Annotated in this window: 22 protein-coding genes; 11 read left to right on the top strand and 11 right to left on the bottom strand. The window is 68.8% G+C overall.

Going from position 1 to position 24,104, the window contains the following annotated elements; all coding sequences use genetic code 11:
* From RJ05_RS06110 to RJ05_RS06095, 4 genes are all read right to left on the bottom strand, one after another.
* Nucleotides 1-629: lipase family protein (locus tag RJ05_RS06110; RefSeq protein WP_036534121.1), on the bottom strand; the 629-nt coding region annotated here is incomplete at its 3' end.
* A gap of 335 nt (nt 630-964) precedes the next feature.
* Nucleotides 965-2,215: a PucR family transcriptional regulator gene (locus tag RJ05_RS06105; protein WP_036534068.1), complete on the bottom strand. Its 1,251-nt coding sequence runs from the start codon at nt 2,213-2,215 to the stop codon at nt 965-967.
* 175 nt (nt 2,216-2,390) lie between these two features.
* Complete coding sequence (locus RJ05_RS06100) at nt 2,391-3,089, bottom strand: TetR/AcrR family transcriptional regulator (protein ID WP_036534066.1); 699 nt, start codon at nt 3,087-3,089, stop codon at nt 2,391-2,393.
* 44 nt (nt 3,090-3,133) lie between these two features.
* Nucleotides 3,134-4,501: an ABC1 kinase family protein gene (locus RJ05_RS06095; protein ID WP_036534119.1), complete on the bottom strand. Its 1,368-nt coding sequence runs from the start codon at nt 4,499-4,501 to the stop codon at nt 3,134-3,136.
* 271 nt (nt 4,502-4,772) lie between these two features.
* Between RJ05_RS06095 and RJ05_RS06090 the strand changes: the two genes are divergently transcribed.
* On the top strand, nt 4,773-5,579 hold the full coding sequence (locus tag RJ05_RS06090) for a VOC family protein (RefSeq protein WP_036534064.1): 807 nt from the start codon (nt 4,773-4,775) through the stop codon (nt 5,577-5,579).
* A gap of 63 nt (nt 5,580-5,642) precedes the next feature.
* On the opposite strand, the gene ilvD is transcribed toward RJ05_RS06090, so the two are convergent.
* Together ilvD and RJ05_RS06080 are read right to left on the bottom strand one after the other, a co-directional pair.
* Nucleotides 5,643-7,358, bottom strand: a complete 1,716-nt coding sequence (gene ilvD / locus RJ05_RS06085) for a dihydroxy-acid dehydratase (protein WP_036534116.1) — start codon at nt 7,356-7,358, stop codon at nt 5,643-5,645.
* Between the two features lie 61 nt (nt 7,359-7,419).
* Complete coding sequence (locus RJ05_RS06080; protein WP_036534061.1) at nt 7,420-7,770, bottom strand: hypothetical protein; 351 nt, start codon at nt 7,768-7,770, stop codon at nt 7,420-7,422.
* A gap of 257 nt (nt 7,771-8,027) precedes the next feature.
* On the opposite strand from RJ05_RS06080, the gene RJ05_RS06075 reads away from it, so the two are divergent.
* On the top strand, nt 8,028-9,533 hold the full coding sequence (locus RJ05_RS06075; protein ID WP_036534058.1) for a hypothetical protein: 1,506 nt from the start codon (nt 8,028-8,030) through the stop codon (nt 9,531-9,533).
* Nucleotides 9,534-9,567: 34 nt separating this feature from the next.
* Here RJ05_RS06075 and RJ05_RS06070 read toward each other — a convergent pair whose 3' ends face one another.
* On the bottom strand, nt 9,568-10,407 hold the full coding sequence (locus RJ05_RS06070; RefSeq protein WP_228790712.1) for a DUF72 domain-containing protein: 840 nt from the start codon (nt 10,405-10,407) through the stop codon (nt 9,568-9,570).
* A gap of 59 nt (nt 10,408-10,466) precedes the next feature.
* Between RJ05_RS06070 and RJ05_RS06065 the strand changes: the two genes are divergently transcribed.
* Nucleotides 10,467-10,943, top strand: a complete 477-nt coding sequence (locus tag RJ05_RS06065) for an RrF2 family transcriptional regulator (protein ID WP_036534052.1) — start codon at nt 10,467-10,469, stop codon at nt 10,941-10,943.
* 43 nt (nt 10,944-10,986) lie between these two features.
* Nucleotides 10,987-12,321, top strand: coding sequence for an MFS transporter (locus RJ05_RS06060; protein ID WP_228790715.1), 1,335 nt, complete (start codon nt 10,987-10,989; stop codon nt 12,319-12,321).
* Here the strand turns inward: RJ05_RS06060 and RJ05_RS06055 are convergent.
* Nucleotides 12,310-13,113: an SDR family oxidoreductase gene (locus RJ05_RS06055; protein ID WP_036534049.1), complete on the bottom strand. Its 804-nt coding sequence runs from the start codon at nt 13,111-13,113 to the stop codon at nt 12,310-12,312. The two genes, RJ05_RS06060 and RJ05_RS06055, sit on opposite strands and share 12 nt — an antisense overlap.
* Nucleotides 13,114-13,284: 171 nt before the next feature.
* On the opposite strand from RJ05_RS06055, the gene RJ05_RS06050 reads away from it, so the two are divergent.
* Entirely contained in the window at nt 13,285-13,986 is a 702-nt protein-coding gene (locus tag RJ05_RS06050; RefSeq protein WP_036534046.1) for a metal-dependent hydrolase, read from the top strand.
* A 56-nt stretch (nt 13,987-14,042) separates the two neighbouring features.
* On the opposite strand, the gene RJ05_RS06045 is transcribed toward RJ05_RS06050, so the two are convergent.
* From RJ05_RS06045 to RJ05_RS06035, 3 genes are all read right to left on the bottom strand, one after another.
* Entirely contained in the window at nt 14,043-15,311 is a 1,269-nt protein-coding gene (locus tag RJ05_RS06045; protein WP_036534106.1) for a diguanylate cyclase domain-containing protein, read from the bottom strand.
* Between the two features lie 36 nt (nt 15,312-15,347).
* Entirely contained in the window at nt 15,348-16,157 is an 810-nt protein-coding gene (locus RJ05_RS06040) for an SAM-dependent methyltransferase (protein WP_036534044.1), read from the bottom strand.
* A 210-nt stretch (nt 16,158-16,367) separates the two neighbouring features.
* Nucleotides 16,368-17,879 carry a flavin-containing monooxygenase gene (locus tag RJ05_RS06035; RefSeq protein ID WP_036534041.1) on the bottom strand — a complete coding sequence of 504 codons (1,512 nt, stop codon included), beginning with the start codon at nt 17,877-17,879 and terminating at the stop codon, nt 16,368-16,370.
* A gap of 70 nt (nt 17,880-17,949) precedes the next feature.
* Between RJ05_RS06035 and RJ05_RS06030 the strand changes: the two genes are divergently transcribed.
* The 6 genes from RJ05_RS06030 (at nt 17,950) to RJ05_RS06005 (ending at nt 24,090) form a co-directional block, all read left to right on the top strand.
* Nucleotides 17,950-18,981 carry an AraC family transcriptional regulator gene (locus tag RJ05_RS06030; RefSeq protein WP_036534038.1) on the top strand — a complete coding sequence of 344 codons (1,032 nt, stop codon included), beginning with the start codon at nt 17,950-17,952 and terminating at the stop codon, nt 18,979-18,981.
* Nucleotides 18,982-18,990: 9 nt separating this feature from the next.
* The gene (locus RJ05_RS06025) at nt 18,991-19,725 is read left to right on the top strand and encodes a VIT1/CCC1 transporter family protein (protein ID WP_036534035.1); all 735 of its coding nucleotides are present in this window, start codon (nt 18,991-18,993) and stop codon (nt 19,723-19,725) included.
* Between the two features lie 59 nt (nt 19,726-19,784).
* On the top strand, nt 19,785-20,576 hold the full coding sequence (locus tag RJ05_RS06020; RefSeq protein ID WP_138445755.1) for a hypothetical protein: 792 nt from the start codon (nt 19,785-19,787) through the stop codon (nt 20,574-20,576).
* A gap of 145 nt (nt 20,577-20,721) precedes the next feature.
* Nucleotides 20,722-21,576, top strand: a complete 855-nt coding sequence (locus RJ05_RS06015) for an MlaE family ABC transporter permease (RefSeq protein ID WP_036534030.1) — start codon at nt 20,722-20,724, stop codon at nt 21,574-21,576.
* Nucleotide 21,577: 1 nt separating this feature from the next.
* Nucleotides 21,578-22,438: an ABC transporter permease gene (locus tag RJ05_RS06010; RefSeq protein ID WP_036534027.1), complete on the top strand. Its 861-nt coding sequence runs from the start codon at nt 21,578-21,580 to the stop codon at nt 22,436-22,438.
* A gap of 8 nt (nt 22,439-22,446) precedes the next feature.
* The gene (locus RJ05_RS06005; protein ID WP_036534025.1) at nt 22,447-24,090 is read left to right on the top strand and encodes an MlaD family protein; all 1,644 of its coding nucleotides are present in this window, start codon (nt 22,447-22,449) and stop codon (nt 24,088-24,090) included.
* Nucleotides 24,091-24,104: the final 14 nt, after the last annotated feature.

The following is a 24,104-nucleotide window of genomic DNA, read 5'->3' as shown; positions in this document are numbered from 1 at the left end:
AGGATGACCGGCGAATCCGGGGCCAGGCCGGTGCCGGCCAGCCGCAGCGCCGCGCGAGCGGAGTCGAGCACGGCATGGGCCTGCTCTTTACGATTGAGGAAGCCGTGCACGGCCGGCGTGCCGAGGCCCTGGTAGTCCGTCATCACCACCGCCATGCCACGCGACAGCAGCGAATACAACGCGACGACGTCGTACTCGAAGATCAGGTTGACCGGCGGCTCGAAATGGATGAACTGGGCGAGCAGTTTCGAGGGCGCGCACTGATCACCCTGGCCCTTCGTTCCGCCCGCGTAGGCGACCAACGGTCGCGGTCCTGGTCCGGTCCACGGCACCGCGGGCATCAGGAACGTGCTGGTGGCGGCGGCCGGGGCGCCGTGGGTGTCGCTGCTGGTGTACATCACCCGGGTCGACGTCGCGGGCATCGCTCCCATCGACAGCGCCAGGTGCGATGGCTCGGCGCGCACGATGGTGCCCGGCCCACCGGGTAGCGGGGCCGGGGGTACATAGAAATCGGCGCCGGCGACCTCGGTGACCGGCTGGGTCCAGGCGTGCGGGGCGCTGACCGCACCGGCCCCGACAGCGAGGGCAATCGCCAACGCCGCGATCAAGCTACGTGCTCGGCTCCTCACGATTCGATCCTTCCGACGATTGGGAAAAGCCCAGGACATCGAGAAAGCGGATACAGCATCGAGATGGATACAGCATCGAGGATCGGCTACCGAGGATAGACCCGTGGCCTGCCGGGAGGTACCACCGGCGCCGAATTGTCGCAGCACGGGCGAGGACAGGGCGGTACCGGGGGACCGGACTCACCCATGCCCGCCATGCGGCCACGGGCCGCCCCCGACTAGGGAACTCACCGCGCGCCGGGCGAGAACACGCTCCCTGGCGATCGCCTCACCGCACGGCCAGGTGCGTGCGGGTTCCGCTGGAGCCGGCGGCCACGAGTCTCGCCGCCGGGAACTCAGGCAGGCTGGCGCGCGTCGACTGCTGAATCGCGAGGCCCGTTGACGCGGGCGATCAGGGCCGAACGCAGATACCAAAGGCCTTCGGTGGGCGACAGATCCAGGCCGGTCAGCTGACCGATACGGCGTAGCCGATAGTCGACGGTATTGGGGTGCACGTGCAGGATGCGGGCGGTGCGCTGCCGGTTGAGGTCCATGGCGAAGAACACCCGAAGGGTCTCCATCAGCTCGGGGTGATCGTCCAGCGGCGCCAGCCGGGCGTGCAGGATGTCGCGGCCGATGCCGGGGCGGGTGAGCTGATAGTGCAGCGCCAGCTCGGCGAACCGGTACAGGCCGGGCCCGCGCCCGAGTTGATGCACGGTGTCGAGCAGGTCGTGCGCGCGGTCGGCGGCCGAGGCGACCTCATCGGCAGCCGCGGTGAGGACGGTGGCCCGGATCGGCACCAGCGCGGCCTCGGACAGCTTGCGCACCATCTCGTCGAGCTCGGACTCGGCGCAGGCGCTCGCCGGCACCAGGATGGTGCCGCCGTCCACCGACAGCAGCGACAGCGCGGTGTCGCCGAACTGATCGGCCAGCGCGGCCTGCACCCGGCGCAGCTTGCGCCGCGCGACGACATGCGGATCCAGCCGCGGATGGCTCTCGTCCGGATGCGCGGGCAGCGATACCGCCAGCACGAAGTACTCGGCCGCGATCTGAATACCGCACTCGCGCGCCATCTTCGAGGTGGCGTGGCCGCCGAGCAGCGCCGAGGTGAGCGTATGCACCGCGGTGTGGTGTTCGGCGACGCCTGCGCGGTGTTCGCGCACATAGGCCTTGCTCACCGTCGAGGTGATGAGGTTCAGCAGCTCCAGTGCGGCAGTGGTGCCGTCGACGATGTTGCCGCTGCCGTTCGGCTCGGTGCGCGCGAACAACAGGTCAAGGCCCGCCTTGAATCCCGCGTGCACGGCGTGCAACACGGTGTCGATGGGCACGCCGTCCTTGGCCCACTTGGCTGCCGCGGCATTGATGCGTTCGGTGGGCACAGGCTGGTCGTCGCCGTTCATCCGCTGGATGGACCACTCCACGCAGACCCGGACCAGGGCCGCCACGTCTCCGGCCATCACCTCGGCTGTGAGAGTGGTGAACGGGGGTACCGAGCCGGCCAGATGATCGACCAGCCGGCGCGACAACCGGCGGACATCACGAACGGGCGGTGAGATGGACCGTCCGGGGGTCTGGCATCCGGGGCGAATCGCGTTCTCGATCGTCACGTGTGACCTCCTCGTCACCTGTACTACGCAACGAACACTAATGCGAGCGCGCGCTCACCTTCCACTCCCTTTTGCTCGAGTTCCCCGCCACCCTGCGCAACCGCATCTACCAGGCACTTCGCCGGAAACACCGCACGAAACCGGCATCAGAGCGCAGTGATACCTGGGGAACCGCTCACTTTTTGTTCCCCGCCCGAGCCGGCGGCTTCCCATTCCGTTTGCCCAGCCCCGTGAAACGGCTCTCGCGCAGGCCGCGTGCTGCGGCTTCGGCCTCGAACCAGGCGCCGAGCATCCGCGCGGTCATCGCGATGGCCTCCTGGCGTTCCTCGATTCCGACCTCGAGGGCCGAGGCCCGCAGCACGGCGGCGAAACCGGTATTGAGCACCACGAACGTCATCAGGTCGTATTCGTGATCGTCACCGGGACCGAGCACTTGGATCAGCAGCACCTTCACCAGCAGCCGCAGCCGTGGTTCGAATTCGGGAATTCCGCTGTTGTAGAACTGAACCCCGGCGACCAGCGCGCGCACCAGCGCGGCGTTGGCCACCAGTTCCTCGGTGATCACCTCGAGCACATTGATGGTCAGATCCTCGACCGAGTTCTCCGACAGATCGAAAACCTGCTGTGTGAAGCGTCTTTCGATGTCTTCGAGCAGGCGGCCGAGCAATTCCTCGACGATGACGGTGCGGTCGGAGAAGTAGCGGTAGACCGTGCCGATGCTCAGCCCGGCTTCGGTGGCGATCCGGTTGGTCGAGGTATTGGCGATGCCGCGCTCACCGAACAATCGGGCCGCGGTATCGAGGATGTGCTCCCTGGTCGCCTTCGCGCGCTCCTGGCTGGGACGTCGACGCTGACCGACTGTCTTCGAGGGCATGGCGCTCCCCTGCCGTTCTCGCTGAAAATGAGTGAGTACTCACCTTAGCGAGTGCGCCAGCGCTGCGTGGCAACTCCGATCTCGGTGACGGGAGCTTCGCCGTAGAGCCACTCCCGCGCGATCCGATGCCAGTTGTTGGTCGAGCCCAGCTGGCCGAGCGCGGCATAGGTGAACAGATCGGCGCGGCGGGAGAACACGTGCTCGGGCGGCAGCAGCTGATGACGCATGCCCTTGAACTCCGAAGCCCGCGGGTCGACGGCGAGCACCACCGCCCCGGTCGCCAACTCGGGGGTGATGGTGATCTGCTCGTCGAGCAAGTGCCAGCCCGCCGCCGCCCAGACGTATTCGAGGCATTCCTGTGGACTCACTCCGGCGGCCGGGTCGATGATGCCGCGCCCGACCCAGGCCTCGTAGAGCTCCTCGGCCCGGTGTTCGCCGGCGTAGCGCAGGCAGTTGCGCTCGAAGTCGGCGTGCACCGGGTCCATCTGGTTGTAGAGCCCGAAATCCACGAAACCGACCCGGCCGTCATCGGCGAGCAGGATATTGCCTGGATGCGGATCGCCGCAGAATTCGTAGTCGACGAACAGCGAGCTGACGTAGAAGCGATAGATGAGCTCGCCGATCCGGTCGCGATCGGCCTCGGGCAGTTCCCGGATCTGCTGGAACTGCCTGCCTTCCACCAGCTCGGTCACCAGCACATGGCGCCCGCACAGTTCTTCGACGCTGTCGGGCACCACGATGAACGGATGACCGCGATAGCGTTCGGCCACCCGATGCTGGGTGCGGGCCTCGCGCGGATAGTCGAGTTCGCGTTCCAGATTGCGGGTGATCTCCTCGAGCACAGCGGCGTCGGCGGCGCTGGGCAGGACGGACTTCCAGAGCCTGCTGAAGAACTCCAGGTTGCGCATATCGGCGGCGATGGCCTCGGCCACGCCGGGATATTGGACTTTGACCGCCACCTCGCGACCGTCGTGCAGCCGGGCCCGATACACCTGGCCGATGGAGGCCGCGGCCATCGGCGTCTCGTCGAAATCGGCGAAGGCCCTCGACAGCGGCCCGAGATCGTCCTCGATGACCTTGCGCATCTGCGCGAACGACACCGCGGGCGCCTGATCGCGCAGTTCGGCGAGCTTGACCCGGAACAGTTCTCGATGTGATTCGGGGACCATGTCGATATCGAGTACCGACAGCATCTGGCCCAGCTTCATCGCCGCGCCTTTCATGCCGCCGAGCACGGTGACGATCTGCTGCGCGGTCTGCAGTGCCGAGCGTTCGGCGAGCACCTGCCTGGCCTGCTCGGTGCGCCCGACCATCGACAACCGGGTGCCGACCCCGCGCACCGCCTGCCCCGCCGCCAGCCGTCCGAGCCTGCTCCCCCGCGCGAAACGACTCTTCGGCACGCGACCGGCCACCATCTCCCACCTCCTCGGCCCGCGCACCGTAGGACGGGCGTCACGATCCTCTCGCGCGCCGGACGATCTTGTCGACCACTCGGCCGAAGTCTGTGCTCGATCACTGCCACATCCGAGCGGTCGAAGCCGGCGTGCGCTCGGGGGTTCGCCCGGAACGGGTGAACATACGCCGCGACCCTGTCGCCGGCCGCGGCCGAGTGATTGACTGAGCGGACGCCGACCGGGTTCAGGCGGTCGGTCTTCCGACTCGAATGCCAGGGAGGTTCCGCTGATGCCAACCCGTGAGAAGGCCTGGCCGGAAGGCACACCCTGCTGGGTGGACTGCCAGGTCGACGATGTGGCTCGAGCTCGTACGTTCTACGCCGACCTGTTCGGCTGGGAGATCTCCGACAGCCCCCAGCACGCGGGCGGCTACCTGATCGCGCTGCGCAAGGGCCGGCCCGCGGCCGGAATCGGCCCCAAGCCCGCGGGTATGCCGATGCCGTCGACCTGGACGACCTACCTCGCCGCCGATGACGCCGACGCCGTCGCCGCCCGGATCGGCGCGGCGGGCGGGACGGTGATGCTGCCGCCCTTCGATGTGCTCGACGTCGGCCGGATGTGCGTCGCGGCCGACCCGACCGGCGGCGTCTTCGGTGTGTGGCAGGCCAAGGCCCACCACGGCGCCGGGATCTTCAACGAGCACGGCGCCTACTGCTGGAACGAACTGCACACCGGCGATTACCGGCGGGCACAGGAGTTCTACGCCGAGGTCTTCGGCTGGACGTACACCGAGATCGGCGACGGCGAGAACTTCACCTACTCGACCTTCGGCCACGCCGGAAGCGACCACCCGCTCGGCGGCATCAACGACATCACCGCCGGCGACTCCGCGTACTGGCTGGCCTGGTTCCAGGTCGACGACACCGACACCGCGCTCACCCGCGCCACCGAGCTCGGCGCTCGGGTGATGAGCGGTCCGGGCGACAGCCCGTTCGGCCGTCAGGGCGTGGTGCGGGCGCCGCAGGGTGAGACGTTCGCCGTCATCGATCCGACGACGACGACGGTCGGCACACCGCCCAGCGGGCGCCCGGCCTGAGGTCAGGCGGCGCGTGCGGGCACGATTCGAGTGCCGCACGCGCTCGGCCCACGACGTCGAACCTCAGTCGCAGACCGCGCCGGATGACGCCGAACCGACCAGCTTCGAGTACTTCGCCAGCACGCCGCGGGTGTATCGCGGCGGCAGCGGCGCCCAGCCCTCGCGCCTGCGGGCCAGTTCGTCGTCGTCGACCAGCAGGTCGAGGGTGCCGGCCGCGACATCGAGGCGGATCCGGTCACCGTCGCGGACGACAGCGATCGGCCCGCCGTCGACGGCCTCGGGCGCGACGTGACCGACGCAGAGTCCGGTGGTGCCGCCGGAGAACCGGCCGTCGGTCAGCAGTAGTACGTCCTTGCCGAGGCCGGCGCCCTTGATCGCGGCGGTGATCGCCAGCATCTCGCGCATGCCCGGCCCGCCCTTCGGGCCTTCGTACCGGATGACGACCACATCGCCCGCGGTGATGGTGCCGTCTTCGAGCGCGTCCATCGCCGCCCGCTCGCGGTCGAAGACCCGCGCGGTGCCGAGGAAGACATCGGAGTCGAAGCCGGCCGACTTGACCACGGCGCCGCCGGGAGCCAGCGAACCGTGCAGGATGGTGATACCGCCGGTCGGGTGGATCGGCTCGGCCAGGGCGCGCACCACCTTGCCGTCCGGGTCGGGCGGGGCGATCGCGGCCAGGTTCTCGGCGACGGTGCGGCCGGTGACCGTCAGGCAGTCGCCGTGCAGCAGACCGGCGTCGAGCAGGGCCTTCATCATCACCGGCACGCCACCGATGCGGTCGACATCGGTCATCACATGCCTGCCGAACGGTTTGACGTCGGCCAGGTGCGGCACCCGGCGGCCGACCCTGGCGAAATCGTCCAGGGTCAGGTCGACGTTGGCCTCGTGCGCGATGGCCAGCAGGTGCAGCACCGCGTTGGTCGAGCCGCCGAAGGCCATGACGACGGCGATCGCGTTCTCGAAGGCTTCCTTGGTGAGGATGTCGGAGGTGGTGATGCCGCGCCGGATCAACTCGACCACGGCCTGCCCACTGCGCCGGGCGTAGCCGTCGCGCCTGCGGTCGGTCGCGGGCGGCGCCGCGCTGCCGGGCAACGACATACCGAGCGCTTCGGCGGCACTGGCCATCGTGTTCGCCGTGTACATCCCACCGCAGGCACCCTCGCCCGGGCAGATCGCCCGCTCGATGGCGTCGACGTCCTCGCGGCTCATCAGCCCACGCGAACACGCGCCGACGGCCTCGAACGCATCGATGATCGTCACTTCGCGTTCGGTGCCGTCGGACAGTTTGGCGATACCGGGCAGGATCGAGCCGGCATAGAGGAAGACGCTGGCCAGGTTCAGCCGGGCCGCCGCCATCATCATGCCGGGCAGCGATTTGTCACAGCCGGCGAGCAGCACCGACCCGTCGAGACGCTCGGCCTGCATGACCGTCTCGACGCTGTCGGCGATCACCTCCCGCGAAACCAGCGAGAAGTGCATGCCCTCATGTCCCATCGAGATGCCGTCCGACACCGAGATGGTGCCGAACTGCATCGGGAACCCGCCCGCGGCGAACACGCCGTCCTTACAGCCCTGGGCCAGCCGGTCGAGGGAGAGATTGCACGGGGTGATCTCGTTCCACGACGAGGCCACCCCGATCTGCGGTTTGGCGAAATCGTCGTCGTCCATGCCGACCGCGCGCAGCATGCCGCGCGCGGCGGTTTTCTCCAAGCCGTCGGTGACGTCGCGGCTACGGGGTTTCATATCGGGTGTTTCGGTTCGGTCGGCCACGACCGCCATCATCCTCGCCCCGCCCCGGTTACGGCAGTCACCCACGCCGATCGCCGGGCATGGTGCGATATCAGTAGGCGCTTCCGGTCGGCGGGAGCACGATCACCGGCCACAGGTAGTAGCCACCGTAGTTCGGGTAGCTGTAGCCGCCGTAGCCATAGCCGCCGTACCCGCCGTAACCCGGGTAGCCGTAGCCGCCGTACCCGTAACCGCCGTATCCGCCGTAGCCATAGCCGTAGTACACCGTGTCGGCCGACGCGTCCGGCGTGGTGTGCTCGGCGGATTCGATCGGTTCGAGGATGAGCGGCTCGGCGACGGCGGGCGCGACCATCACAGCGGCGGGCCCGAGCGCGATCGCGGCGACGGCGGCCGCGCGCGCGAGGCCGCGGCGGGTGCGGGCGAGGACAGTGGTTCGGTTCATCGGAACTCCTGGTTCGGATCGCATCGCCGCGGTCCTCGGCGATGCCCGGTCGCGGTCCGCGGAGAGCGGGAGGCGCGATGCTGATCGTCAATTAATGTACCGTTAAACAACGGCACGTTCAATAGGTTTCGCATTCCCTCTCGAGGCCAGGACAACCAGGTGCTGCCCACCTCGGATTTGTGGCAGACTCGGCCCGATCACCCGAGCCGGCCGATAGGCGACCGGATACGGAAGGTGATGCGGGAGTTGGGATCGCGATGGATCTGAGCGCCATCGAGCGCCGGGTGGCCACGGATCGACGTGCCGCCATGGACCGTTCGGCCGAATCCGAACTGCAATTGGCGACCTCGCTGTGCGAGCTGGCCACGGCACTGGCCGCCACCAAGAACGATCCCACCGCGCGCGACCGCTCCGCCGCCGCCCTCGAACCCGCTCAGGAAGCGGTCCTGATCCGGTTGCGCTGGCTCACCAACGGCCATGTCTCGGCTCAATTCGCCGGGCAGGTCCAGGACGCGTTGCGCATCCTGGAACAGGCCGCCCGCGCGATCGGGCACCGCGAACTGGCCACCGCCACCATCCGGGACGCCTGCAACGCCTACCGCCACGTCGCCGCCACCCATCCCAATGCCGCGGGTGTCTGCGCCGACGGTTTGTCGAAATGCGGTGTGTGGCTGTGCCGTTTGGATCCCGGCGCAGCGGTGGCGGCCACCGAGGAGGCGGTGCGGATCCGGGCCGGGCTGTTCGCGGCCGACCCCGATCAGTCCAGCAAGTACCTCGCCAGTTTGAACACCCTGCTGCGGACCCTGATGGTCGGCAGGCAACGTAAACAGGCCGTCGCCATGTACCGCGAGCGCTACGCCGCGCTCACCTCACCGGCGATGACGGCGACCATGCGCGAGACCAAGATCAGCGAGATCGGTTTCACCAGCAAGACTCTCGGCGCCTTGAAGAAGCTGGAATGTCCGACCCTGGAACGGGCAGGACGGCTGACCCAGCAGCAGATCCTCTATCAGAGCGCGGGCGATCTCTCCACCATCGAGGAGATCAACTGGAACCTGGCGCTTGTCGGTTTGAAGCCGCTGGCCGCGGGCGCCATGCCCGATCCGCCGTCCAAGCCGGTGGACATCGCCACCTCGTTCGGCGCGCTGGCGGTGCGGTGCTCGTCGGCCGACGCGGTGGCGCAGATCCGTGCCGCCGTCATCGCCGCCTACGCGGCCGACGGCGCCGCGCCCGTCGCCATCTCCGCTTTTCAGGGCGTGGACCGAACGCATTGGAGCACACCGGATCCCGAGCTGAACACCGCGACCACCCTCGGTGACGACCTGGTGCTGATCGAACGGCTGTCGGGCAGCTGGGTGTCGGTGCAGAGTTTGAACTGGGAGATCGCACCGGTCGGCAGGCATCCGCTCGCGCTGCGGCTGTCGCAGCGCTGGCCGGTGGTCAGCGTGACCACCGTGGAGCAGCTGTCCTACGAATTGTGCTGGTACGAGCAGGGCGTACCGACCCAGTACGCCGCGCTCGGCCGCCCCGCCGAACCGACGCCGCTGGATACGCCGCTGGCGCCGTTGAACTTCGGGGTGCTGGCCGATTACGGCGCCGATTACGCCTCGGAGACGCAGGTGCGAGCCGCGTTCGGCAATACGCCGATGTTCGCCAAGCTGACTCAGCTGCCGGCCAGCGGTATTCGCCAGGCCGTGGAGTCGCGTCCGCTCACCGATTACGGCGAGCATGTGCTGTCGTTCCGAGGCGGGCGGTCGAGCTAGCCGCGGTCCAGACAACGCCGCGGTCTCGGCGCGGTCAGAACAAGGTCATCGGTTCGGTCGAGACCGGTTCCGGCAGCGGCTCCAGTCGCGGCACCTGAGCGCGGACCTCGTCGTGGAAGCGGCGAGCCAGCTCCGGGGCCGCGGCGTTGTCGGGGGTGTGCAGGAACACCGTGGGCGAGCGGCCTTCCCGCAACCATTGCGCGACGGTGGCGACCCATGGCTGCCACCCCGCCACGGTGGGTTCGGTCGCGTCGCGGCCGTGATAGCGCACGATCGGGAACTCGGTGACGGCCCGCATCCGGCGGGGCAAGCGTGGCTTCTTGCCCCAGGCCTCGCGTTCACCGTCGCTGGCAGGTGGTGCGGCGAACAGCGTTGTGGTGTCGAACGGTATCCATTCCGCGTCGACCCGGGCCAGCACGCGTTCCAGCTGCCGCGCGATGCCCTCGTCGGTGAAGAAGGCGCTGTGGCGGACCTCCACCGCGACGCGATAGCCCTCCGGTAGTCCACGCAGGAAACCGGCGAGCACACCGAGATCGGTCGGGCCGAACGAGCCCGGCAGCTGGATCCACAGCGCATGGGTGCGCGGGCCGAGCGGTTCGATCGCGTCGAGGAAGGCGCGCAGTTCGGCATCGGCGCCGAGGAGCCGGCGGTCGTGGGTGACGGTGCGGGGCAGCTTGGCGACGAAGCGGAAGTCCGGGCCGGTCTGCGCGGCCCAGGTCTGCACGGTCTGCCGGGACGGGGTGGCGTAGAAGGTGGTGTTGCCTTCGACCGCGTTGCACCGGGCCGCGTACCACCCCAAACGCTGCCCCGCAGGCAGCCGTCGCTGCTGCCAGTGCGGATGCTGCCACATCGCACAGCCCACATGAAGCCGCATGCCCCGACGCTAGCGCACCTGCCCGACAGGGCTTAATCGGTACATGTAATATCCCCTTCATGCGGATGGGCGAAGGCGTCGAATGGGGCATCCACTGCTGCCTCACCATTGCGTGGCTCGAGGATCAGGGGCCGATCCCCACCACCCGGCTCGCGCAGTGGTTCGACCTGCCGCAGCAGTACCTGAAGAAGCGGCTGCAAGATCTGGTGCGCGCACAGATCCTGTCATCGATCCCCGGGGCCCGTGGCGGATTCGAGCTCGCCCGCCGCCCCGAACGGATCACCCTGATGGATGTGGTGAGCGCGATCGAGGGACCGGACGAGGCCTTCCGCTGCACCGAGATCCGCCGCGACGGCGCGGGCAGCACGGCACCGGCCTCCCGTTTCGCCCGCCCGTGCGGCGTAGCCACCGCCATGCGCAAAGCCGAACTGGCCTGGCGGCGCGAACTCGCCGCGACGACCATCGCCGACCTGATGGCCCAGACGCCCGCGAGCACCGCCGAGTGGACGCGGCGCACTTACGCGCAGATGAACTAGATTTCACCGCCCTCGTGGCGGCACACAGGTGAGGAGAATAGGGATGCGAAATATCCCGATACGAGGGGATGTCGAAGCTGGAGCGGATTCTGATCCCGGCATCGTCACCGGCAAGCCCAGCCTGAACGAGCCGGGCACGGGTGGACTCGGCGACGGCAGAGCTGAGGCGGACGGGCGCGACGGGAGTGGGCTCGGGTCGGTGTGGATGCTCGGGCTCGGCACCTTCGCCGTCGGCACCGATGCCTTCGTAGTCGCCGGGTTTCTGCCGGATATGGCCGAATCGCTGTCGGTGTCGACAGCGACAGCGGGGTTGTCGGTCACGGTGTTCGCGGTCGCGTACGCGGTGGCCGCTCCGGTACTGGCCACGCTGACGGCGCGGATTCCGCGACGCGGACTGCTGGTGGCGGCGCTGATCGTGCTCGCGGTGGCGAATCTCGGGTCGGCGCTGGCACCGACCATGGCGTTGCTCCTGGCTGCCCGGGTGGCGGCGGCGCTGGGGGCCGCAGTGTACACGCCGAACGCCGGTGCGGTGAGCGCGGCGTTGGTTCGGCCGCAGCTGCGGGCGCGGGCGCTGGCGATCGTCGTGGGCGGATTGACGGTCGCCACCGCGCTCGGGGTGCCGTTGGGCACCGTAGCGGTGCGGTGGCTGGATTGGCGGGCGGCGCTGGGCATCGTCGCGGCGCTCTGCCTGCTGGTGGCGATCTGGTTGTCGCGGCTGCTTCCTTCGCTGCCGGGGAACCCGCGGGTGCCGGTGCGGACGCGGCTGGCGGTGCTGGCGAAACCGGCGGTCGCGGCGATCCTTCCGTTGACGGCGATCGGGATGGCCGCCGGTTACGTCGCCTACGCGTACACCGTGCCCGCGCTGGCGAGCGTCGGCGTCCGGGAGCACGCGGTGACGCTGATGCTTTTCCTGTACGGCGCCGGTGCGGTAGCGGGCAACCTCGCCTCGGGCTACGCCACCGATCGCTGGGGACCGACGCGAGTACTGGCGATCGGGTACGCAGGCATGGCCATCGGGCTGGCGGCGCTGATGTGGATCGCGGTGTCGGGCCTGCGCTCCCCCGGACTCGTCGGGGTGCTGGTGCTGCTGTGGGGCGCGGGTACCTGGTGCCAGACTCCGGCTCAACAGCATCGTTTGATCGACGCCGCACCCGGCGAAGCGCCGCTGGTCGTGTCGCTGAACGCGTCCGGCATCTATGCGGGAATCGGACTCGGCACGGTGCTCGGCGGCGCGGTGGTAGCGGCGCGCGACGGCGCGATTTTCGGACTCGGTGCGTCGATTGCCGTGGTGGCGTTGGTCTTTCTTCTGGTCACCAGCAGCGTTCGTGCTCGGCACGCTCGGGGAACTCAGCGGCCGACCGCGAGCTCAGCGCCGTAGACCGTGCGATCGGGCGACGACCTTCTCGATCACCGTCGCCGGCAGCAGCCTACGCAGTAGGAAAACCAGCGGCGCCCGGCTTCCGGTGGCGTACAACGGCTTCGGCTTGCCCGCTTCGATGGCGCGCAGGATCAGCGCCGCCACCTGTTCGGGCGGAATGCCCGCGCGTTCGTTGCGGTCGAGCCGTTCGATCATGGTGTGGAAGTCGGCCAGGTAGGGCGAATCGTCGCCGATGTATTTGGTGCGGCGCTCACCGATACCGGTGCTGATCGAGCCGGGCTCGACCGTGCTGATCCACACCCCGAACGGCGAGGTCTCCAGCCGGGCCGCATCGGCGAAACCCTTCAGCGCGGCCTTGGCCGCCACATACGAGGACCGGTAGGCCAGCGGGAAACTCGCCAGCATCGAGCCCACCATGATAATGCGCCCGTCACCGCGCGCCCGCATGCCGGGCAGCACCAGCTGCGCCAGCCGCACCTGGCCGAAAACATTGACCTGGAACAGCCGCTCGATCGCGTCCCGTGGCAGCTCTTCGATCGGTCCGGACTGACTCTCCCCCGCATTGTTCACCAGCACATCGACCGCGCCGAGGTCGGCACCGAACGCTTCGATCGATTCGGGGTCGGTCAGGTCGAGTGCGCGATACTCCACGCCGGTGATCCGATCGTGTTCGGCGATCGCGTCCGGATTGCGGCTGGTGCCGATCACCCGATAGCCACGCTCGGCCAGCAGTCGCGCGGTCGCGCGCCCGATACCCGACGATGCGCCGGTCACCACTGCGGTTTTCGTCATGCTCGCCCCGCTCCTCGATTCCGCTGACACCAGCGCCCTCACCTCTACACAGTTCGATACAGGAACGTATCGGATGTGGCCGGCCCGCGAAAGCGGAAACCGGCTTGTCGGCGGGTGTTGTTAAGTTGTTCGGGCACATGACGGTCCACCGGTTGGGGGGAACAGCACAGAATGCTCGGGCACTCGCATGCCACCAGCGGGGCGCTGGCCTTCGCGGCCGCGGCGACCACGGCACCGGTCGCCGTCCTGGAATTGGTGCAGGGCCCGGTGCGGGTGAGTGCGATGGAGCTGGTGCTCGGCACCATCATCACCGCGGGCGCGGCGTTGCTGCCCGATATCGACCATCCGAAGGGCACCATCTCCCATTCCCTCGGCCCGGTGAGTCACCTGCTGTCACAGGGCGTTTCCGCGGTGTCGGGCGGACATCGGCACGGCACGCACAGTCTCCTGTTCGTGCTGCTGGCCGGCTGGGCGACCTGGGCCGGGCAGCATGTGTGGGGCAAGTACTTCACCTTCGGGCTGATCTTCTTCATGCTGGCGCTCGGCGCGCGCGCCCTGCATCTGTGCCCGTCCGGTGATTCGCTGAAGGCCTATGGCCCATGCGTTCTCCTGGCCGGCGGCGGCACTCTGCTCATGGCGCGCTGGCTGCCCGACGTCCCGCCGTGGTTGCCGTTCGCGATCGGGCTCGGCGTGCTGATCCACATCCTCGGCGACTGCCTCACCGATAAGGGCTGCCCACTGCTGTGGCCGCTGGGCACGCGCGCCGGCATCCCGCTGATCTCCCGTACCGGCAACAAGATCGAGACCTGGCTGCTCACGCCCGCGATGACGCTGGCCACCATCGCCCTGCTCTACGTGCACACCGTGCCCTGACCGTCCGTGCATGCCCGTGCCCGACCCGCCCAGGCCTGCCGTGCCGTACCACTCGGCTACTGCGCCCGCGTCCGTGACGGCTTGTTGCGGTACATGGCGGTGTCGGCCGCGTGCATGGTTTCGTCCACGGCCGCCGGCGGCTCTTCGAGGTAGACGGTGCCGATGCTGGCGCCGATGGTGATGGGCCGGTGCTCGATCATCATCGGTCGGGTCAACGAGGCGAGCAGATCCTCGCGCAACGCGGTGAGCTGGTCTTCGCCGGTGCACTGTTCGACCATGACGATGAATTCGTCGCCGCCGATGCGCGCCGCGAGCCCGCCGACCCCTGCCACCCCCTCCTGGAGGCGTTCACCGACCACGCGCAGCACCTTGTCGCCGATGGTGTGCCCCCATTCGTCGTTGACTTCCTTGAACCCGTCCAGGTCCAGATAGCAGACGCCGACAGGCGGGATGGCGCAGGCGAGCCGGTCGAAGAACAGGCCGCGATTGGGCAGCCCGGTGAGACCGTCGTGGTTGGCGTCGTACCAGAGTTGGTCGGCCAGCACTTTGCGGTCGGTGACGTCGACGACGACGCCGATCAGGAAACGCACCCGCCCGGTGTGATCGCGAACCGCCGACATCGACAGGTCGAGGCAGGCGATGGTGCCGTCCCGGCGCAGGTGATCGGTTTCCAGCCGGAATCGGTCGATGGTGCCTGCCAGCAGGTTTTTCATCTGGTCGTAGGCCTGCCCGACATTGGCCTCACCCAGTAGCTCGGCTACCGGGCGCCCCGGCATGGATTCCGCCGAGATCCCGAGCATCTCCGCCAGTGCGGCGTTCACATCGAGCACCCGCCCGTTGACGTCGACGGTGCCGATGCCGACCGACGCGTCGGCGAACACCGCGGCGAAGCGGGCCTCCGACAGTTCGCGCCGGGATTCGGCCGTGCGCGCGGCCCCGAGCGCCGCGGCCAGGGTCGCTTCCTGTTCGGTCAGCGCCGCCGAACGCAATGCGGCGGTGAAGCCGGTGGCGAATTCGGCCGCGACCAGCACGGCACGGTCGCGCACCGCTTCCGCGGCGTCATCGATTCGGCCCGCGTGCTCGGCCATCGCTCCGAAGATCACCGGAATGGTTCGCCCCACCACCTGCGGATCGCGATAGTTCGCGGCGACCAGCGCCGCCGCCGTCTCCCGCACGGCGACCGGTTCGGTCTGTGCCCGCAGCGCGGCGACGAGTTGACCGGCCAATTCGGCCAGCAGTTCCTCGATCCGGTCGCGGTTGAGGGTCGGCGCCACCGCACCGTCGAGCGCATCGGCCCACGCCACCGCGAGCTCACCGGCACCCACGCTCACACCCCCTGCCACATCCCCTGCCGCTCTGGTTCAGCCCTTGCGCGCGAGCCCCGCCAAGCCGAGCGAGCGGCCGGGTGCTTCGTGGTGATCGCGCTCGGATTCGGGCCGCCAGGCAGGCAGCTCCACCACACCCGGCTCGACCAGGTCCCATCCTTCGAACATAGCCTCGATGGCTTCGCGGCTGCGGAAGTGGATGCCCACCCGGTTGTCGTTGGCGGCCGAGGCGCCGAGCCTGGCGGCGTCTTCGGGGCGCAGCGCCGAGGTCAGATGCGAGATCGCGACGTAGCTGCCCGCCGGGACGGCGGCGCGCAGTTCGGCGACCTTGCCTGCCGGGTCGTCGGCGTCGGCAACCAGGTGCAGCACCGCGACCAGCAGGACCGCGACCGGGCGATCGAAGTCGATGAGGCCGTGCTCGCGCACGGCGGCCAGCAGGTCGGCGGGTTTGCGCAGATCGCCTTCGATGGCCGCGGCCTGCTCGGCGTCACCGAGGATGGCCCGGGAGTGGGCGACGGCGACCGGATCGATGTCGACGTAGAGCACCCGGCTGCTCGGATCGAGCTCCTGGGCGATCTCGTGCACATTGCCGGCGGTCGGGATGCCGGAGCCGATATCGAGGAACTGGGTGACGCCGGCCTGCACGAGATAGCGCGCCGCCCGGCGCAGGAAGGCCCGGTTGCTCAAGGCCAGCCGTGGTAGATCGGGCACCAGTTCGGTGCCCATCTCCGCCGCGCGCCGGTCGACCTCGAAATTGTGCGAGCCGCCGAGTAGGGCGTCATACATCCGTGCCGGGCTCGCCTGCTGCATATCCACGCCCTCGGGCGCCCACGCCGGCCTGTCCATCGATACCCCTCTGCCTCGACGATCGCGGCTCGCCCCGCGCCGAGCGCGTCACGGCCTGTGTGCTCGTTCACCCGAACGAACCAAGCGCATGATAGCCCGGCCCACCGACAACCGGGCGCGGACCGGGCGGCACCGCCGATGTCCTTTCGGATTCAATTATTTTGCCCTCGTTGACAATTCACCGATCGGATCGACCGAGGCAGAGCCGGATCAGCGCACCCGGGCATCGACCGGCTTCCGCACGGCCGAACGCGGCGTCGGCGCGAGCGTCTTGCCGAGATCGGTGCGCATCGTGGTGGCGGAATCGAGCAGATAGTTCTGCCGCACCTTCCACGGATGCCGATCGCCCTGACGCGGGAAGTCGCCGATGGAGCGCTGGATATAGCCCGACGCCAGATCCAGCAGCGGACGCTCGTCGAGCCTGCCATCCGGGCGCGGTACCACGGCCGCGTAACCGTTGCGGTCCATGTGGTTGATGACCTTGCAGACCAGCCGCGATGTCAGGTCGGCGCGCAGGGTCCAGGAGGCGTTGGTGTAGCCGATGCAGACGGCGAAATTCGGTACGCCGGTGAGCATCGCGCCCTGCCAGACGAACTGTTGCGACAACTCCACCCGGCGCCCGTCCACGACCGGGGTGATGCCGCCGAAGGCCAGCAGTTGCAGGCCCGTCGCGGTGATGACCACGTCCGCGGGCAGGGTGCGGCCGGACGCCAGCCGGATACCTTCCGGGACGAAGGTGTCGATCCGGTCGGTGACGACCTCGGCCTTGCCCTTGCGGATGGCCTTGAACAAGTCGGCGTCCGGCGCCGCGCACAGGCGCTGATCCCACGGGTCGTAGCTGGGCGTGAAGTGTTCGGCGACGGCCCGCTTGTCCTTCAGGATGCGGGTGGTCAGGCCGGTGAGCAGCTTGCGCGCAGCCTCGGGACGGCGGCGGCAGTACTGGTAGAAACCGACGTTGAACAGGATGTTCTTGGTGCGGATGAGCCGGTGCGCGAGGTTCGGCGGCAGCGTGGCCCTGATCCGGTCGGCCACCTTGTCGCGGCCGGGCACCGGGCTGATCCAGGTGGGTGAGCGTTGCAGCATGGTGACCAGTTCGGCCTGCTCGGCCATCGACGGCACCAGCGTCACGGCGGTGGCGCCACTGCCGATGACGACCACGCGCTTGCCGGTGTAATCCAGCTTCTCCGGCCAGAACTGCGGATGCACCACGGTGCCCGCGAAATCCTCGATGCCGGGGAATTCGGGCGCGTGGCCCTGGTCGTAGTTGTAGTACCCGGCGCAGGCGTAGAGGAACTCGCAGGTCAGCTCGCGCTGTTCGACCGCGCCGTGTTGGTCGCGCTGTTCGAGGGTGAGCGTCCAGCGCGCGGTGTCACTGGACCATTCGGCGGCGACGACCTTGGTCCGGTAGCGGATCTTGCGGTCGATGCCGTTCTCGGCGGCGGTTTCGGTGATGTAGCGCAGGATCGAGGGGCCGTCGGCGATGGACTTGGCGTCGCGCCACGGCTTGAACGGGTAGCCGAGGGTGAACATGTCCGAATCGGAGCGGATGCCCGGATAACGGAACAGGTCCCAGGTGCCGCCCATGGCGTCGCGGGCCTCGAGCACGGCGTAGGACTTGCCCGGGCATTCGGTCTGCAACCGGTAGGCGGCGCCGATGCCGGACAGCCCGGCGCCGACGATCACCACATCCAGGTGTTCCGGAGCAACAACGGTCTCGGTCATGGTCTCCAGTGTGCGAGGCGCGGGCCCGCCTCACTTGACTTCACGCGACAAGTATTTGATTCTGGGCGACATGTCGGTGATTCGTTCCGCGGGTCTGCGCGGATTCCGGGTGACGGTCGCCGAACTGGGCGGCGATGCCGAGGAGCTGGCCACCTCGTGCGGGCTTCCCGTCGCCGCCCTGGACACCGATGACCTGTTGGTCTCCGATCAGGCGGTGGCGGCGGTGCTGGAACTGGCCGCGCACCGGCTGGACTGCCCCGACCTGGGCTTGCGTATGTCGGCGCGCCAGGATCTGGCCATGCTCGGGCCGCTGGCGCTGGCCATCCGTAGTTCACCAACCCTGGCCGACGTGCTCGAATGCAGTTCCCGGTATCTGTTCGTGCACGCGCGCTCGCTGAGTCTGTCGCTCGATCCCGACCCGTACGGCGACCGCGGTGTGGTGGCGTTGCGCTACGGCGTGCGGGCCGCGGCGGCGACCCCGATACAAGGCACCGACCTCGGCCTCGCCTTCGTCCACCGGGCCATCCAGCGGCTGATCGGCGATCGCTACGGCCTGCGTTCGGTGGAGCTGCCGTATCGGCCGCCCGCGCCGCTGTCGGTGTACGAGCAGTTCTTCGGCGCGCCGGTGCGGGCCGGTCGCCGCGACGCGTTGCTGCGGGTGCCGAGCAGCCTCGCCGGGCGTCAGCTCAGCGGCGGTGACGAGCAGTTGCATCGGCTGGCCATGGAGTTCCTGGCCCAGCAGACCGCCACCACCGGCAGCTCGGTGGTGCCGACCGTGCGCGCCGCCGTCAAGCAGCTACTCGGCACCACCCCACCCGAGATCGGCGTGGTGGCCAGCCTTTTGACGATGCACCCGCGCACCCTGCAGCGCAGGCTCAGCGCCGAGGGCACCACCTTCGCCGCCGTGCTGGACGACGTGCGCCGCACCGAAACCCGCCGGTACCTCACCACCACCGATATCTCGATGAGCCAGATCGCCTCGCTCGTCGGTCTCACCGAACAGGCCACCTTGACCCGCTGCTGTCGCCGCTGGTGGGGTAGGCCGCCGACCGCGATCCGCAACGAACCCGGTCTCGCCCGCGGGCAGGCCGCCCTGGCATAGGCTGCGGCTATGGACGCATCGAGCGAGATCGACGGCGCGGCGCAACACCCGGGAGAACCGCACACCGAAGCCTTGGCGACGCGATTGAACTGGTTGCGCGCCGGCGTCCTCGGCGCGAACGACGGCATCGTCTCGACGGCCGGTCTGGTCGTGGGTGTGGCCGCCGCGAATACCGCCACCAGCACCATCTTCACCGCGGGCATCGCCGGATTGAGCGCGGGAGCGATCTCGATGGCGGTCGGTGAGTACGTCTCGGTGAGCACCCAGCGCGATTCCGAGAAGGCGCTACTGGCCAAAGAGCGCCGGGAATTGCGGGAGGAGCCGGAATCCGAACTCGCCGAATTGACCGCGATCTACCGTGCCAAGGGGTTGTCACCGGAGACGGCGCGCCGGGTCGCCGAGGAACTCACCGCGCACGACGCGTTCACCGCGCACGCGGAGGCCGAACTGGGTTTGAACCCTGACGAACTCACCAACCCGTGGCACGCGGCGTTTTCCTCCGCCGTCGCCTTCACCGTCGGCGCGTTGCTGCCGCTGCTGGCGATATTGTTGCCGCCCACCCACCTTCGCATCCCGGTGACGTTCGCGGCGGTCCTCATCGCACTCGCGCTCACCGGGTCGATCAGCGCTCGACTCGGTGGCAGTCGCCCCGGCCGGGCGGTGGTGCGGGTGGTGGCCGGTGGGGCGCTGGCCATGGCGATCACCTACGGGATCGGACAGCTCGCGGACGTCTCCGGTATCTGAGGTCCGATATCCGCGGAGTGCGGGGGGCATCCCGTGGCGGTTAGTGCTGTACTTGGCGGGTGAGTTCAGTGTTCGCCGTATTGCCTGCCGCCGGAACAGGTTCGCCGGAACAGGCTTTCGGGCAGTACCGGGCGATCCTGGAACACTCGGAGCCCACGGCGCCCCTGCCGGTGGTCGGGATCGTCGTCGCGCAACTGCGGCGTCAGGCGGGTCCGCTGTCGGTCGTGCGGCCGCCCGATGGACGCGGACTGTTACTGGGAGTCGAATCCGATGATCACCTGGCCGGGCTGTGTATCGCGTTGCGGCTGACCGCGACTCGCGATCTGGCCGTGTTCGAGGTCGACGCCGGCCGCCTGCATCATCCGCGCACCGCCGCTCGCGTTCCCGTCGAAGCCGGGCCGCACACGTTCCCCACGGTGACCGAACCCCTGGTGGACCTGCTGATCCCGGACACCCGCAATATCGACCGGCCCACACTGACGTTGGCCCATGATCGCAACACCCAGCTCCGTATCAGACAGTTACCCGACGCCATCCTGGAACTGACCCACCACACCGCGGGCGCGCACTTCCGCCTGCTCACCGACGACGCCCCGCTGGCCCGTAAGGTCACCTGGTCCTGGGCTCGCCGAGATACCTGGTGGCACGAGGCCATCTCGTGGCAGCCGTGCGATCCGCCGCGCGACCACGCACCCGTCATCGATGAGGCCGCCGCCCTGCTGGCCGACCTCGACGAACTGCGCGCCGAGGTCGATGGCATCGAAGCGCTCGATATCGGTGCGGCCATGGATCAATTGGATGCGCTGACACAGTCGGTGCTCGATATCGATATCCCCGACATCGACTTCTGAGGTCCGCGAGACCGCACCGAGAATTTCCACGAAAGGCTAGCGGGTCGCCGTCGACCTTGTTACTGTCTCAGACAATTCGCTTCGCTCGTGTAGGAACACGGTCGGTGCGCGGGGGTTGATGCTCTGACCAGCCAAAGGCGGCTACATGATCAGTACGGACAATGTTGCCGATCCGACCGATCGGGAACGGATCATCAGGTTCGGTCTCGACTACTGGCGCGACCATCCGCAGAAGTCGGTGGAGACGGCCGGGCGGCAGGTCACCATGACCGGCCGCGCCTTCGCCGAGTTGTTCACTTCGCTGGCGCGACGGCGGTTTCCGGGCCGGGAGTTCCTTCAGCAGGCCGCGTTCATGGCCAACGTATCGGCCGCGCCGACGCTGCTCATCGCCATTCCCATCGCGGTGGTGGTGTCGATTCAGGTGGGGTCGCTGGTCAGCCAGGTCGGCGCGACCACCTTCATCGGCGCGGTGAACGGGCTCGGCATCATCCGGCAGGGCGCGCCGCTGGTGGCGGCGCTGATGATCGCGGGCGCGGTCGGTTCGGCCATGTGCGCCGATCTGGGCTCGCGCACCATTCGCGAGGAAATCGACGCGATGCGGGTGATGGGCGTCGACCCGGTGCGGCGGTTGGTGGCGCCGCGGCTGCTGGCGGCGGTGCTGATCAGCATGCTGCTGTGCGGATTCGTCGTCTTCGTCGGATTCGCCACCGGGTACGTGTTCAACGTCTACATCCAGTCCGGGACACCCGGCTCCTACGTCAGCACCTTCGCCTCGTTCGCGGTGGCCGCCGACCTCGTCGTCGCGATCGTGAAGGCCGCGATCTTCGGAGCGCTCACCGCGATCATCGCCTGCGATACCGGGCTCACCGCCAAGGGCGGGCCGGCCGGGGTCGCGAACGCGGTCAACTCCGCGGTCGTCACCTCGGCGATCGTGCTGTTCGCCACCAATATCGTGATCACCCAGATCTACAACACGCTGTTCCCGGCGAAGGTGCTCTGAGATGAGTTCCTACACACCGCCGCTGCTGCGTCCCGCCCGCGCACTGGCCGCCGCGGCCACCGGGCCCGCGCACGCGAGTGTGCGACTCGGCCACATCGGGCTGGTGCTGGTGCAGTCGATCGCCGCGATGCCGTTCGTGCTGCGCCACTATCGCAAGGAGCTGCTGCGCCTGATCACCGATGTGACCTGGGGAAACGGTTCCCTGGTCGTGGGCGGCGGCACGGCGGGCGTGGTGCTGATCCTGTGCGGGTTCGGCGGCATCACCGTCGGTATGGAATCGCATACGGCACTCGAACTGCTCACCATGACGCCGCTCACCGGTGCGGTCTCCGGCTTCGCCACCACCCGGGAACTGGCTCCACTGCTGGCGACGCTGGCCTTTGCCGCGCAGGCCGGCTGCCGGTTCACCGCGCAGATCGGTTCGATGCGGATCTCGGAGGAAATCGACGCGCTCGAGTCCATCGCGATCCGGCCGCTGCCGTACCTGATCAGCACCAGAATGCTGGCGGCGCTGGTGGCGATCGTTCCGCTCTACAGCATCGGCCTGGCCATCGCCTATTTCACCACGAAAGTTTCGATCCTGTTCCTCGGCGGCACCACCCTCGGCACCTTCGACCACTACTTCCATCAGTTCCTCGATCCCGTGGACATCGCGTATTCGGTGCTCAAGGTGGTGACATTCGTGCTGCTGGCGACGTTCATCCAGTGCTACTACGGGTTCGTCGCCTCGGGCGGGCCGGAGGGCGTCGGCGTCGCAGCCGGCAAGGCCATCAAGACCACCATCATCGTGGTCGTTTTCGCGAATCTGCTGTTGACACTGGCGATCTGGGGTATCGACCCGGGTCTGCGGATTTCCGGGTAGGGGCGGCGATGATCATCGATCCGAGTGGACGCGGGCCGTCGAACCGCGTGTTGGGCGTGGCCGGGGTGGCCGTGGCGGTCGTCATCGCCACGGTGGTGGCGCTGCTCGGCCTGCGCTACACCGGCGCGTTCGACGATCGGGTGCCGGTCGTCGCCATGCTGACCAGCAGCGGAGACGGGCTGCCCGAGCGGGCGGATGTGAAGTTCCGCGGGATGCTCGTCGGCTCGGTCGCCGGGGTGGACATCGTCGCCAAGGGTGAGCGTCAGCGGGTGGAGATCGACCTGTTGCCCGAGGCCGCCGAGGCGATTCCGGGCAGCGTCACCGCACGGGTGGTGCCTGCCAATATCTTCGGCGTCACCGCCGTGGAGCTGGTCGACAACGGCGCGGCGCCGCTGGGCCTGCGGGCCGGCGCGACCATCGAGCAGGACACCGGCCGTGCGACCACCGAACTCCAGACCACCCTCACCACCCTGCGGACCGTGCTCGACCACATCCAGCCCGAAAAGCTCGGCCGGGTGCTCGGCACTCTCGCCGACGCGCTCGACCCCGCCGCCCGGGTACCGGGCTCGACCATCGAACGCCTCGACATTTGGACCACCCAGGTCCGCGCGATCCCCGGAATCGGTGAGTTGCTCGGCGATCTCGGTGCGGCGACCAGCGCGATCAGCGCATCGGCACCCGAGTTGATCGACGTGCTGGCCGAATCGGTGACCTCGGCGCGCACCATCACCGAACGGCGCGCCGGCGTCGTCGCCTTGCTCACCGGTGCGAGCAGCACCATCGACGCCACCAACGCCCTGTTCGCCCGCAACCCGGACGCAGGCAAGGAATTGGTGGCCGGCCTCGACGAGACCTTCGGCGCGCTCGCCGCCGACCCGGACGCGCTTCCGGTGTCGGTCGCCAACCTCAACGCCGCACTCGGCAAGCTGGTGACCGTCTTCAACTGGGGCCCGAGCAAGCAGATGAGCTGGGCCATCGACGTCACGTTCACGCCGTTCCAGCAGTACACGGCACAAGACTGCCCGCGATACGGGGAGGTGGCCGGACCGCGCTGCACCGATGGTTCCGTGCCGAATACGGCTCCAGCACAGCCATTTCCGCCCGGACTGGTCCCGCGCCACCTGGATTCGGCCGGGCCTGCCCCGATCGCGCCCGGCATTCCTGGAGTGCCTGGAGCGCTCGCGCTGCCCGGTGCTCCGGGAACGGCCGGAGCACCGGGTACGGCTGGGGCGCCTGGGACCTCGCCGGTGCCGGGGCTCCCCGGTTTCCCGCTCATCCCGGGTCTGCCGCCGCTCCCCTTCCCGATCCCCGGTGTATCAACTCCGCCGCCTCCGCCAGGATCTCCGCGTCCCGACCCAGCGGCTCCGGGAGCACCTGGAACCGCCTCGAACACGACCGGCACCGCCGGATCCGGCGCGGCCACCTCGCACTCCGATCCGGCACCCGGCTCCCCCGCCGTCCCCGATGCGGCACCCATCGCCCGCCGGTCCGCGTCCGCCACCTCCCGGCCACTGCGCGGCCGGGCCGCCGTCGCCGCCCTCGTCGGCGGTGAACCCAACGCCGCGCAGCTCCTGCTGCTCGGCCCGGTGCTCGCGGGCGGTTCGCTCACCGTCCGCGACACGACCGCGCAGGTGCGGGACGGGGGACGTTGACATGCAGGCAGCGA

Origin of the sequence: Nocardia cyriacigeorgica NBRC 100375, from assembly GCF_000308555.1 — a bacterium.
Taxonomy (GTDB): domain Bacteria; phylum Actinomycetota; class Actinomycetes; order Mycobacteriales; family Mycobacteriaceae; genus Nocardia; species Nocardia cyriacigeorgica.
This window is presented reverse-complemented; position numbering and strand designations above follow the sequence as displayed.